Origin of the sequence: Rhizobacter sp. (assembly GCF_032229685.1) — a bacterium.
GTDB lineage: Bacteria > Pseudomonadota > Gammaproteobacteria > Burkholderiales > Burkholderiaceae_C > LMDS01.
The window spans coordinates 45,858-58,473 of sequence record NZ_JAVTWP010000048.1 but is presented as its reverse complement, the minus strand read 5'-3'; the positions used below and the strand labels follow the sequence as shown (position 1 = coordinate 58,473).

The window sequence follows — 12,616 nt, the reverse complement described above, 5'->3', positions numbered from 1 at the left end:
GGGAGACGACATGACCAAGACCCTCCATATGGCGCTGGCCGCACTGGCGATGGCGTTGCTGCCGTTGGCGGCGACGGCCCAGTCTGCGAACGACTACCCGAACAAGCCGATCCGCTTCATCGCACCGATCCCGGCGGGCGGCAGCACCGATGTGCTGACCCGTGACATCGCCCGCCGTCTGCAGGAACGCTGGGGACAGCCGACCGTGGTCGAGAACAAGCCGGGCAGCACCGGCAGCATCGGCGCGGCGCTGGTGGCGCGGGCGCCGGCCGACGGCTACACATTGCTGCTGGTGAACTCGGGGCATGTCATCAACGAGTTCGTGTACGCCAAGCTGCCGTACGACCCGATCAAGGACTTCGTTCCGGTCGTGCACGCCGCCTCGATCGCGATGGGCCTGTTCGTGCATCCCTCGGTGCCGGCCAAGAATCTTCCGGAGTTCCTTGCGCTGGCGCGCAGCAAGCCGGGCGCGCTGAGCTTTGCTACTTCGGGCAACGGCGGTGCCGGGCACCTGGGCGGCGAGTCGATCAAGGCCGCCACCGGCATCGACATGGTCCATGTTCCCTACCGCGGCAGCGCGCCGGCGCTCGCCGATGTCGTGGCCGGCCAGGTGCCGGTGTCGATCGCCGACGTGCCGCTGGCGCGACCGCACGTGCGCTCGGGCGCCCTGCGGCCGATCGCGCTGGCCGCGGCGCAGCGCTCGGCGGCGCTGCCTGACATGCCGACCTTTGCCGAACTAGGCGTCCCGAACCTCGACTTCTCGGTCTGGGTCGGTTTTCTGGCTCCGGCCGGCACCCCCAAGGCGATCGTCGACAAGCTCAACCGCGAGATCGTCTCCATCGTGCGCGAGCCCGCGATGGCCGCCCGCCTGCTCGAAATCGGTTTCGAGGTGGTTGGCAGCACGCCGGCCGAGTTCGGGCAGACGATGAAGACTGACCATGAACGCTACGGCGTGGTGGTGCGCAAGGCGGGCGTCAAGCTCGATTGATCGGCCCGGCGTCGGCACCTCCCAGAGCGCGCACCATGCCCATCACCCTGGCCGTCGACTTCGGCAGCACCTACACCAAGGTGGTCGCGATCGATTGCGAGGCCGAGACGCTGGTGGGCGTGGCCCAGTCGCCGACCACGGTGAGCGAGGGCGTGATGCTCGGCCTGGACCGCGCGCTGACGCGGCTCGAAGCGGCGTGCGGCGTGCGGCGCGCCGACATCTCGCGGCGCTTGGCGTCGTCCAGCGCTGCCGGCGGCCTGCGCATGGTGGCGATCGGCCTGGTGCCCGACCTGACGGCCGAAGCAGCACGCCGCGCCGCGCTCGGCGCCGGCGCCAAGGTGCTGCGAGCATTCGCCTACGAGCTGTCGCGGCGCGACACCGACGAGTTGCTGCGTATCGCGCCCGACATGATCCTGCTGTGGCGGGACCGACGGCGGCGAGCGCAAGACCATCGTGCGCAGCGCCGGCGCACTGGCGGCAGCCCAGCTGCGGGCGCTCGTCGTCGTGGCCGGCAACCGCACGGCGCAGGACGAGGTCGAAGCCATTCTTCGCGAAGCCGGGTGGCGAACCTAATCCTGCTGGTGCTCGGCATGTTCATCGACGGCATCGCGATGATCGTTCTGACGGCGCCCTCGATTTCTCTCATAGTGCTCCGCTGACTTCGAAAGGCCGCCCATGACACCCTCCTCCAACGCCACCGCACCGACCATCGCCGAAACGCTGGCAGCGTTCGTCGCCGACCTGACGCCGCAGCAGATTCCGCCAGCCGTGCTCGAGCGTGCCCGCCACCTGATCCTCGACGCGGTCGGCATCGCGCACGCCTCGACCCACTACGATTTCGCGCATCGCTCGCTGTCGGCGATGACCGAACTCTCGGCCGGCGCCGGCAACACGCCGGTGATCGGTTTGGCGACGAAACTCTCGATGCGCGACGCGATGCTGATGAACGGCATCCTGATCCATGGCCTGGACTACGACGACACGCATGCCGCCGGCGTGATCCACGCCACCGCGAGCACCTTCCCGTGCGCGCTGGGCAGCGCCGCGCAGGCCGGGCTCGACGGCGAGGCCTTGCTCACCGCCTACGTCGCCGGCATGGAGGTCGGCACGCGCTTGGCATCGGTCGCGAAAGGCGGCTTCCACCAGGTCGGTTTTCACCCCACCGGCCTGATCGGCGCCTTCGCCTGCACGCTGGTCGCCGGCCGCCTGTTCGGCCTGAATGCCGCGCAAATGGCCATGGCGCAGGGCATCGCGCTGTCGGTCGGCTCGGGCAGCATGGAATTCCTGCAGGACGGCGCCTGGACCAAGCGCATGCACCCGGGCTGGGCCGGCGTGGCCGGGGTGACGGCGGCGACGCTGGCGCGCCACGGCTTCAAGGGCCCGCGCGCGACCTACGAAGGCCGCTTCGGCGTCTTCAACAGCTACCTCGGCCCGCTCGCCAAGGAATGCGATCTGGGCCTGGCGACCGGCGGCCTGGGCGAGGTCTGGGAGCTCGCCAAGGTCACGGTCAAGCCGCTGCCAGCCTGCCACTTCACGCATGCCTGCGCCGACGCGGCGGCGATCCTGCGCAAGCGCCACGGCCTGCGCGTGGCCGACATCGCATCGGTGCGCGCGCTGGTGCCCGCGGAAGTTGTGAAGACCGTGTGCGAGCCGGTGGCGACCAAGAAGCGACCGCAGAACAGCTACGACGCGCAGTTCAGCATCCCCTACACCGTGGCCACCGCGCTGGCCAAGGGCCGCTTCGGCCTGGCCGAGCTCGACGACGCGGCGCTGCGTGACGAGCAGGTGCTGGCACTGGCGGCCAAGGTCGAGTACGAGGTCGACCCCGATTCGCCCTTCCCGACCTACTACTCGGGCGAAGTGGTCGTGACGCTGAACGACGGGCGCGAACTGCGCCACCGCGAGCACATCAACCGCGGCGCCGCGGACCGCCCGATCGTCAACGCCGATGTCGAACGCAAGTTCATCGACAACATGCAGCTCGTCACGTCACCCGGACGTGCGGCACAGGTGCGCGACCTGGTGCTGGCGATCGACCGCGACTGCGCGGCGCTCGACCTCCAGCGCGGTCTGGCCGCGCTCGGCTGACACCCTCCCATTGGATCCCTCATGACCACCGACCCCGACCACGATACCCAGATCCTCGACGCCATCGACCGATTCCTGAAGACCGAGGTGCGGCCGCACGTCAAACGCCTCGAGCAGGCCGACGAGTACCCGGCCGAGATCGTCGAGCAGATGAAGAAGATGGGCCTGTTCGGCTGCATCATCCCGGCCGAATACGGCGGCCTGGGCTTGTCCACCGCGACCTACGCCGCGGTGGTGGCGCGCATCGCCTCGGTGTGGATGTCGATCTCGGGCATCATCAACTCGCACCTCATCATGGCGGCGACGGTGCTGCGCAACGGCACCGAAGCACAGAAGCGCGATCTGCTGCCACGCTTCGCCAGCGGCGAACTGCGCGGTGGCATCGGCCTGACCGAGGCCGATGCCGGCACCGACCTGCAGGCGATCCGCACGCGCGCCGTGCGCGACGGCGACCACTACGTCATCAACGGCAACAAGACCTGGATCACCAACAGCCTGCACGGCGGCTGCCTGGCCCTGCTGGTCAAGACCGACCCGGCGGCGAACCCGCGCCACAAGGGCATGAGCCTGTTCATCGCCGAGAAGGGCCCGGGCTTCATCGTCTCGCGCAAGCTGAAGAAGCTCGGCTACCGCGGCATCGACACCTGCGAACTGGTGTTCGACAACTACCGCGTGCCGGCCGATCGCTTGATCGGCGGCGTCGAGGGCAGCGGCCTGCAGCAGGTGCTGTCGGGGCTGGAACTCGGGCGCATCAACGTTGCGGCGCGCGGCCTGGGCCTGGCGAGCGCCGCGATGCACGACGCGGTGGCCTACGCGCAGCAGCGCAAGACCTTCGGCAAACCGATCTGCGAACACCAGGCGATCCAGCTGAAGCTCGGCGAGATGGCAACCCGCGTCGAGGCCGCGCGGCTGCTGATCGAGGCGGCGGCACGTGCGTACGATCGCGGCGAGCGCTGCGACATGGAAGCCGGCATGGCCAAGTACTTCGCGACCGAGGCGGCGATGGACAACGCGCTCGAATGCATGCGCATCCATGGCGCCTACGGTTATTCGCCCGAGTTCGACGTCGAGCGCTACTACCGCGACGCGCCGCTGCTGCTGATCGGCGAGGGCACCAACGAGATGCAGCGCATCATCATCGCGCGCCAGCTCGTTCAGCGGCACCCGGCGTGATGCCCGAAGAACCGGGAACGGCCGAATGGCGCGGGGTGCTGATGCCGGTCGCCGCGATGCTCGCGGCCCAGGCCTTGCTGTCGATGGCCACCGTCACGCTGCCGGTGCTGGCGCCGGCAGCCGCTACCGAGATCGGCGCGCCCGTGGCCTGGGTCGGGCTGTTCGTCGCCGTCATCTACGCCAGCAGCATGGCCTGCGGCCTGGCCAGCGGCGCGCTGGTACGGCGCTGGGGTGCGCTGCGCCTGGCCCAGCTGTGCCTGCTCAGCGCCGGCGCCGGAGTGGCCCTGCTCGCCACCGGGAAGGTGGCTGGCATGGCCGTCGGTGCGGTACTGATGGGCATGGGCTACGGGCCGCTGAATCCGGCCAGTTCGCACCTGCTGAACCGCGTCTCGCCGCCGCGCCACCTGTCGACGATCTTCTCGGTCAAGCAGAGCGGCGTGCCACTCGGCGGTGTGCTTGCCGGCGCGCTGTTGCCAGCACTCGTGCTGTGGAGCGGGTGGCGCACGGCCGCGCTGTGTGTCGCCGCCGCCTGCGCGCTGCTCGCGCTGGCCCTGCAACCGCTGCGTGCCGGCTTCGACGTCGATCGCACGCCGGGAACGCGGGTCGGCCTGGGCAGCCTGGCGGAACCTGCGCGCATGGCGCTGGCCGACCGCGCCGGCAGACCCCTGGCGTTGAGCTCGTTCTTCTTCGCCGCGCTGCAGCTGTGCCTGGGCACCTACCTCGTCGCCTACCTCACCGCGCAGCAGGGCTACGACCTGGTGCAGGCCGGGCTGACCCTGGCCGTCACCCAGGGCGCCGGCATCGCCGGGCGCCTGCTGTCGGGTGCGCTCGCCGACCGCAGCGGCCGACCGCGCGCGGTGATGGGCGCGATGGGCTGCACGATGGGCGCCTGCGCGATCGCCTCCGCCTTTGCCGGCCACTGGCCCACGCCGCTGTTGCTGCTGCTGTATGCCGTGTTTGGCGCCAGCGCCATCGGCTGGAACGGTGTGTACCTGGCGGAGGTGGCGCGGCGCGCGCCAATCGGCGCCGTCAGTGCGGCCACCGCAGCGGCGCTGTTCGTGACCTTCGGCGGCGTGTTGGCCGGGCCGCCGGTGTTCGCGTTCATGCTCCAGTCGGGCATGAGCTATGGCGCGGCTTTCGTGGCGGTGGCCGCGCCGGCCCTGGTGTGCGGCCTGGTCCTGCTGCGGTCGCCGCGACCTGCGACAGGATGACCCGGCCACCTGCCGGGCCGCACCATTTTTTCGCACCCATTCGAACGAACGGAGACAGCACATGGCATCGATGATTTCCTACCCCCGCCCCGATGGGCAAACCGTGAACGCCTACTTGGCCGAACCCGAGGGCGGCAGCGGCCCGGGCGTGGTCGTGATCCAGGAATGGTGGGGTCTGAACGATCAGATCCGCGGTGTCGCCGACCGCCTGGCTGCGGCCGGGTATGTCGCGCTGGTGCCCGACCTGTACCGCGGCAAGTCGACGGTCGAGGCCGAAGAGGCGCACCACCTGATGAGCAGCCTGAAGTTCGGCGAAGCCGCCACCCAGGATGTGCGTGGCGCAGTGCAGTTCCTGAAGGCGCGCTGCCCGAAGGTGGGAGTCACGGGCTTCTGCATGGGCGGCGTGCTGACCCTGATGGCGCTCGCCAACGTCCCCGAGGTCGATGCCGGCGTCGCGTGGTACGGTTTCCCTTCGCCAGAGCACCTCGATGCCGGCAAGATCCGCGCGCCGCTGATGGGGCACTGGGCAACGCAGGACGCCGCGTTCGCGATCGCCACGGTCGATGTGCTGGAGGAGAAGTTCCGCGCCGCGAAGCTCGACTACACCGGCCACCGCTACCTCGCCTACCACGCCTTCGCCAACGAGACGGCGGTCGGGCGCGGCCGCATCCCGATCAGCCAGTACGACGCCGCTTGGGCGCAGATGGCCTGGGACCGCACGCTGCGTTTTTTCGGCCGGCACCTCGGCTGACCCACTGGAGTCCTTCATGCAGCGCAAGCATTTGTTGAGCGGCGTCGTCGTCGTCGACTTCACCCAGTTCCTGGCCGGACCTTCGGTCAGCCAGGCGATGGCCGAACTCGGCGCCGAGGTCATCAAGGTCGAATCGGCACCCACTGGCGACCCGGGCCGCTACCTGCCGCTGCAGCGCGACGGGCGCAGCGGTTACTTCGTGCAGCAGAACACAGCGAAGGAAAGCCTGTGCGTGGACCTGCGCCACGCCGAAGGCAAGGCGCTGGTGAACCGGCTGCTGCAGCGCGCCGATGTGCTGGTCGAGAACTTCTCGCCCGGCGTGATCGAGAAACTCGGCTTCGGCTGGGACGCGGTGCATGCGCTGAACCCTCGCCTGGTGATGGCCTCGGTGTCGGCGTTGGGGCAGGACGGGCCGCTCGCGAAGATGCCGGGCTTCGACTTCACGGGCCAGGCCTATTCGGGCGTGGCCAGCATGGCCGGCGACCCCGACGGCGCGCCCGCGCTGATCGGCGTCGCGGTCGGCGACCTCGGCACCGGCATGAGCGCGCTGGCCGCCGTCTGCGCCGCGCTGTACCACCGTGAACGCGGCGGCGAGGGCACGCGGGTCGAGGTGTCGCTGCTCGACTTCCTGTTTCGCAGCCACGAGGCCAACGTCGAGATGCACACGCTCAGCGGCGGCAGCATCAAGCCGAGCCGCAGCGGCTCGCAATCGACCGCCTACGCGCCGGTGGGCTACTACAAGGCGCGCGATGGCTACGTGAACCTTGTCATCCCGGGCCCGATGTGGCCCAAGCTGTGCGAGGCCATGGGCCAGCCCGGCTTGGCGACCGACCCTCGCTTCAAGACCAACGAGGACCGCGTCGCGCACCTTGCCGAGCTGGTGGCGATCATCGAAACCTGGATGGCCGGGTTCGAAGGCGTCGACGCGGTGGTGACGCACTGCGCTGGCTTTCGCCTGCCGGCCGCGCCGGTGCTGTCGGTCGAGCAGGCCGTCAAGCACCCGCAACTGGCGGGGCGGGGCACGGTGCGCACGGTGGCCGACCCGATCCTCGGCGAGGTCACCATCGCCGGCCAGCCGATCCGCGCGCAGGGCTTTGCGCACCACACCGGCAAGCCGGCCCCGCTGCTGGGCGAGCACAACGCCGAGGTGCTGAAGCGCCACCTCGGGCTGGGTGATGCCGACGTGGCACGGCTGACGCAGGCCGGGGTGCTGGCGTCGGCGCAGGTCTGAAGCGCCGCGGCTAATTGTGATCACTTGCCACTTGCAACCACGCGCGCAACATGCCCAGACCCCCGATTCGACAGATGAAGCGCCAGGTCGCAGCCGGTGGCCGTCCGAACGCCTGCGTCGATGCGGTGGCACGCGCCCGGGATTCCGCCCTGTCCCTGCTGACGCGCAGCGTCGAGTGCGGCCATACACGCCTCGCGATCATGCGGCTGTCGACGGCGGTGCGGGCGAGTGCGGCCATCACGCCGCAGCACTGGGACTACTGTCGCGAGACTGTCTCGCGCAGCGCCGACGCCGACCTGATCGCGATGTTCCTGCAGGCCGAACAAGCCGCCGGCCATCGCACATAGTCCGCCCATCGCATGGGCGCATGCCAACATTCATTCACCGGAGAACAACATGACTGCTCGAGAAATCTACATCGTGGGTGCCGCGCGCACCGCCATCGGCAGCTTCGGCGGCACGCTCAAGGACGTGCCGCTGTCGCAACTCGCAACCATCGCGGTGCGTGAGGCGCTCGAACGCAGCGGTGCGGGAGCGGCCGACGTCGGCCATGTCGTGATGGGCAACGTCATCCCGACTGAACCGCGCGACGCGTACCTCGCGCGCGTCGCCGCCATCGAGGCCGGCATACCGCAGGAGACGCCCGCCTTCAACGTCAACCGGCTGTGCGGGTCCGGCCTGCAGGCCATCGTCTCGGCGGCACAGACGCTGCTGCTGGGCGACGCCGAGATCGCGATAGGCGGCGGTGCCGAGTCGATGAGTCGTGGCCCCTACCTGCTGCCGGCGGCGCGCTGGGGCGCGCGCATGGGCGACACACACGCCACCGACTACATGCTCGGCGTCCTGCACGACCCGTTCCACGCGATCCACATGGGCATCACTGCCGAGAACGTTGCGGCGAGTGCCGGCATCACGCGCGAAATGCAGGACGCGCTGGCCCTCGAAAGCCAGCAACGCGCTGCACGTGCGATCGCCGAAGGCCGCTTCAAGGCCCAGATCGTGCCGGTCGAGATCGCCACGCGCAAAGGCACGGTCGCATTCGACACCGACGAGCACGTCCGCGCCGACGTGACGCTGGAGCAACTGGCGAAGATGAAGCCCGCGTTCAAGAAGGACGGCTCGGTCACCGCCGGCAACGCCTCCGGGCTGAACGATGCGGCGGCGGCGGTGGTGCTGGCCACGGCCGAGGCAGTCAAGTCCCGCGGGCTCAAGCCGATCGCGCGCTTGGTGGCTTACGCCCACGCCGGCGTCGACCCGAAGCTGATGGGGCTGGGTCCGGTGCCGGCCTCGCGCCTGGCGTTGCAGCGCGCCGGTCTCACCACCCGGGATCTCGACGTCGTGGAGTCGAACGAAGCGTTCGCGGCACAGGCGTGTGCCGTGACGCGCGCGCTCGAACTCGACCCGGCCAAGGTCAACCCGAATGGCTCCGGCATCTCGCTGGGCCATCCGGTCGGTGCGACCGGCGCCATCATCACCACCAAGGCCCTGTACGAGTTGCAGCGCATCCAGGGGCGCTACGCGCTGGTGACGATGTGCATCGGCGGCGGCCAGGGCATCGCGGCGATCTTCGAGCGCGTCTGACGCAGACTTCGCTGTCGGAACACCGTGGCCATCGTGACCTTCGCGACGCGCCAGTCAGTGAAGCAACTCGGCAAAAGGCCGAATTGACACGCCGCGCGCACCTGCCTACCATTTGACAGGTTACAAGCCATTTGGTGCCAATCACCTTCCAACGCGGTGGTTTCGGGGCGAGGCGAAGACCGATCGGCCCACCCTCCAGAGGCACACCATGCACGTCGGAATGAGCGTCTTCTTCCAGAACCTGGTCGGTGGCATGCCCTGCGAGATGGCCGCGCGCAACCTGCAGCCCTTTGCCGACGAGGTGCTGCCGCAGCGTGAGAAGCCCGGCAGCGACCGCGCTGCGACGGCGACCGACGGAGCGCGCGTGGCAGCATGAACCGCCCGCGCGATCACGACCCGGCGCTGGCGTGTGACGTCAGCGCCGAGGCCTACCGGCAGGCGATGCGCCAGGTCGCCGCCGCGGTGCTGGTGATCACGACGCGCAGCGCGGGTTCGCGCAACGGCCTGACCGCCACTGCCGTGATGTCACTGACGGCCGAGCCGCCGCGCATCGCCGTGGCCGTCAACCGGGGCGCGAGTGCCTACCCGATGCTGCGCGAGAGCGGTGTGTTCGCGGCCAATGTGCTGCGCTACGACCAGGCGGCGATTGCCGGGCGCTTCGCCGGTGCCGAGGCCCTCAAAGGCGAAGCGCGCTTCGAAGGCGCGGACTGGACCGAACTCGTCACCGGCGCGCCGGTGCTGGCGCAATGTCTGGCGTGTTTCGACTGCCGGGTCGAGAACGTGGTCGAGACCGGCACGCACGACCTGTTGATCGGGGCCGTGCAGTCGATCCGGCTGAACCCGACCGAAAGGCCGCTGCTGTACCTCGAAGGCAACTGGGCCAGCCTGATCCAGGCGAACGGGGCCGAGATCGAGGCCTATCGCGATACCGTTTTGAGGTGCATCGACACGCTCGACAACGCCACCCGCGCCGGCGGCGATTGCGGCGCGCAGCTGCGCCGCTTCGTCGAGGATTTCACGGCGGTCAACATCGCGCAGACCAGCACGACACGCGAATTTCTGCAACGCGAGCCCTACGTCGCGCCCGACAAGCTGGCCGAAATCAACGCCGTGCGCAGCCGCTTCGACGGCGCATTGCGACAGCTGATCGCGCGCGGCGTAGCCGACGGCAGCTTCGCGATCGAGGACGAGGGCCTGGCTGCGCTGGCGATCACCGGCATGCTCAGCTGGGTGCACCGCTGGTACAGCGAGGGCGGTCGTCTCGCGCCGGAGGAGATCGGCGCGCGCCTGGCAGGCCTGGCCAGCGGCATGGTCGCAGCCAGGCTCCAAGGCGGCTCAGTGTCGAGTCGGCGTCTGCGGTCAACCCGCTGAGTGCACCGTGGCCATCAAGGACGAGACGAGCTGTTCAGGAACGATCGCATCCGACATCTGCTGCGCGTCATGCGGCGCACGCCGGACGCGATCGACACCGCGCGCGACGGCGCGGGCACGCCTGTCGACAAGTTGAGCCAACCGAGTCTCGACACACCAACCCCCAATTCGAGCGAATCGCCATCCATGGACCACGAGCAACAAGTCGCACTGATGCGCCAGGCCTTTGCCCACATCGACGCCGGCACCACCGATCTCGCCGAGTCGGTGTTCTTCAATCCGGTCGCCGCTTATTGCAGCCCGCAACGGCTGGCGCGCGAGTCCGCGCTGCTGTTCCGCGAGTACCCGTTGCTGATGGGCCTGTCGAACCAGATTCCCGAGCCCGGCGACCACTTCACCGATGACCACACCGGCATTCCGATCCTGGTCGTGCGCGGCAACGACGGCCGGGCAAGAGCGTTCCAGAACGTCTGCCGCCATCGCGGCGCGCGGGTCGCCGAAGGCTGCGGGCGGCAGAAGAACTTCGTCTGCCCGTACCACGGCTGGACGTACGGCCTCGAAGGCCAGCTGCGCGGCATCCCCGACCAGCGCAACTTCCCCGGTGTCGAGCGCGAGGCGCATGGCTTGGTGCCGCTGCCGATGGCCGAGCGCCACGGCATGCTGTGGGTCCAGCCGAGCGTCGGGCCGGACGGCATTGAGCTCGATGCGCAGCGCCATCTCGGCGCGCTCGATGCCGAGTTCGCGTCCTTCGGCCTGGACAAGTACCACCACTACGAAACGCGCGAGATCCGTCGCCAGATGAACTGGAAGCTGGTCATCGACACGTTCCTCGAGAGCTACCACTTCAGCGTGCTGCACCGCAATTCGGTGGCGCCGCTGTTCTACCCGAACCTGTGTCTGTTCAAGCCCTTTGGCCTGCACCTGCGCGAAGTGCTGCCGCGGCGCAGCCTCGAGAGCCAGCGCGGCCTGCCCGAGAGCGAGTGGGACCTGATCCCGCACCACACCATCGTCTACGTGCTGTTCCCGAACACCGTGTTCGTGATGCAGGTCGATCACGTCGAAACCTGGCGCGTCTACCCGGTCCCGGGCAAGGTCGACGAGTGCGTGATGTACCTCGACTTCCACGTGCCCAACCCGATCGACTCGGACAGCGCGCGACGCCACTGGCAGCGCAACATGGACCTGACGATACGCACCGTCTGCGAAGAAGACTTCCCCGCCAGCGAGGGCATGCAGCGGGGCTTCTCGTCAGGCGCGCAGACGCATTCGACCTACGGGCGCAACGAACCGGCGCTGGCCCACTTCCAACGCACGGTCGCACAAGCGATCGGCGAATTCAACCCAGCAGGAGACGCAGCATGAGAATGAAAGACAATGTCGTCATCGTCACCGGTGCCGCGCGCGGCCTCGGTCGGGCCTTCGCCGAACGGCTTGCAGCCGAGGGCGCCGGCATCGTCTGCGGCGATGTCCGGCCGTGCGACGACACCGTGGCGACAATTCGCGGCGCCGGCGGCCGCGCGATCGCGGTCGCGCTCGACGTGACCGACATGGCCGCCTGCAACGCCGCCGCCGAAGCGGCCGTCAAGGAGTTCGGCCGCCTCGACGCGCTGGTCAACAACGCCGCGCTGTACGCCGACCTCAAGGGCGCGCGCTTCGACCAGATCGACGAGAAGCAGTGGGACGCCGTGATGAACGTCAATGTCAAGGGCATCTGGCAGATGTGCAAGGCAGCGGTGCCGCACATGCGCAAGTCAGGCGGCGGCAGCATCGTCAACATCTCGTCGCTGGCGGCCGTGCACGGGATGGCCTATGCCATCGACTACGGCGTGTCCAAGGCCGCGGTGATCGGCATCACGCGCTGCCTGGCGCGCGAACTCGGACGCGACTGGATCCGTGTCAACTCGGTGGCGCCGTCGCTGGTGCTGACCGAAGGCACGACGACCTACTTCGGTGCCAAGCACGAGCAGGTGACCAAGGCGATCGCCGGCAGCCAGGCACTCCAGCGCAATCTGGACCCGGGCGACCTGGTGGGCTCGATCGCCTTCCTCTGTTCGGCCGACAGCCACTTCATCACCGGCCAGACGCTGATGGTCGACGGCGGCACCGAGTTCTTGTAGGCCGGCCGGGTCGTCGGTCGGCTTTGCGCACCACCCTCACCGTCGCCGCAGGGCGACCCCGAACAATCTCGTCCCTCTTCGATTGGAAACAGACGTGGTCACGCG

13 protein-coding genes are annotated in these 12,616 nt (G+C 69.0%); all 13 read left to right on the top strand.

The genetic code is table 11. The annotated features are described in order from the left end of the window. Positions 1-10: 10 nt before the first annotated feature. The 13 genes from AC30PD_RS23845 to AC30PD_RS23785 all read left to right on the top strand — a co-directional run bounded on the left by AC30PD_RS23845 (position 11) and on the right by AC30PD_RS23785 (position 12,511). Positions 11-988, top strand: coding sequence for a Bug family tripartite tricarboxylate transporter substrate binding protein (locus AC30PD_RS23845; protein ID WP_489538189.1), 978 nt, complete (start codon positions 11-13; stop codon positions 986-988). Continuing rightward, the gene (locus AC30PD_RS23840) at positions 985-1,647 is read left to right on the top strand and encodes a glutamate mutase L (RefSeq protein ID WP_489538188.1); all 663 of its coding nucleotides are present in this window, start codon (positions 985-987) and stop codon (positions 1,645-1,647) included. Before AC30PD_RS23845 ends, AC30PD_RS23840 begins: the two co-directional genes overlap by 4 nt. Before the next feature lie 16 nt (positions 1,648-1,663). Next, positions 1,664-3,076 (top strand): MmgE/PrpD family protein, encoded by a 1,413-nt coding sequence (locus AC30PD_RS23835; protein WP_448169591.1) that lies wholly within the window; start codon positions 1,664-1,666, stop codon positions 3,074-3,076. Positions 3,077-3,097: 21 nt separating this feature from the next. After that, positions 3,098-4,249, top strand: a complete 1,152-nt coding sequence (locus AC30PD_RS23830; RefSeq protein WP_448169592.1) for an acyl-CoA dehydrogenase family protein — start codon at positions 3,098-3,100, stop codon at positions 4,247-4,249. Next, positions 4,249-5,460: an MFS transporter gene (locus AC30PD_RS23825; protein ID WP_489538187.1), complete on the top strand. Its 1,212-nt coding sequence runs from the start codon at positions 4,249-4,251 to the stop codon at positions 5,458-5,460. Before AC30PD_RS23830 ends, AC30PD_RS23825 begins: the two co-directional genes overlap by 1 nt. 70 nt (positions 5,461-5,530) lie before the next feature. After that, positions 5,531-6,211 (top strand): dienelactone hydrolase family protein, encoded by a 681-nt coding sequence (locus AC30PD_RS23820; RefSeq protein ID WP_489538260.1) that lies wholly within the window; start codon positions 5,531-5,533, stop codon positions 6,209-6,211. 16 nt (positions 6,212-6,227) lie between these two features. After that, a complete protein-coding gene (locus AC30PD_RS23815) occupies positions 6,228-7,442 on the top strand; it encodes a CaiB/BaiF CoA transferase family protein (protein WP_489538186.1) in 1,215 nt (404 codons plus the stop codon). 50 nt (positions 7,443-7,492) lie between these two features. After that, positions 7,493-7,789, top strand: a complete 297-nt coding sequence (locus AC30PD_RS23810; RefSeq protein WP_489538185.1) for a hypothetical protein — start codon at positions 7,493-7,495, stop codon at positions 7,787-7,789. Positions 7,790-7,838: 49 nt separating this feature from the next. Next, positions 7,839-9,023: an acetyl-CoA C-acyltransferase family protein gene (locus tag AC30PD_RS23805; protein WP_448169597.1), complete on the top strand. Its 1,185-nt coding sequence runs from the start codon at positions 7,839-7,841 to the stop codon at positions 9,021-9,023. A gap of 220 nt (positions 9,024-9,243) precedes the next feature. Next, complete coding sequence (locus AC30PD_RS23800) at positions 9,244-9,399, top strand: hypothetical protein (protein ID WP_489538184.1); 156 nt, start codon at positions 9,244-9,246, stop codon at positions 9,397-9,399. Continuing rightward, positions 9,396-10,394 (top strand): flavin reductase, encoded by a 999-nt coding sequence (locus AC30PD_RS23795; protein WP_489538183.1) that lies wholly within the window; start codon positions 9,396-9,398, stop codon positions 10,392-10,394. Before AC30PD_RS23800 ends, AC30PD_RS23795 begins: the two co-directional genes overlap by 4 nt. Before the next feature lie 186 nt (positions 10,395-10,580). Next, positions 10,581-11,756 (top strand): aromatic ring-hydroxylating oxygenase subunit alpha, encoded by a 1,176-nt coding sequence (locus tag AC30PD_RS23790; RefSeq protein ID WP_489538182.1) that lies wholly within the window; start codon positions 10,581-10,583, stop codon positions 11,754-11,756. Beyond that, complete coding sequence (locus AC30PD_RS23785; protein WP_489538181.1) at positions 11,753-12,511, top strand: SDR family NAD(P)-dependent oxidoreductase; 759 nt, start codon at positions 11,753-11,755, stop codon at positions 12,509-12,511. The genes AC30PD_RS23790 and AC30PD_RS23785 overlap by 4 nt, the downstream gene beginning before the upstream one ends. Positions 12,512-12,616 lie beyond the last annotated feature (105 nt).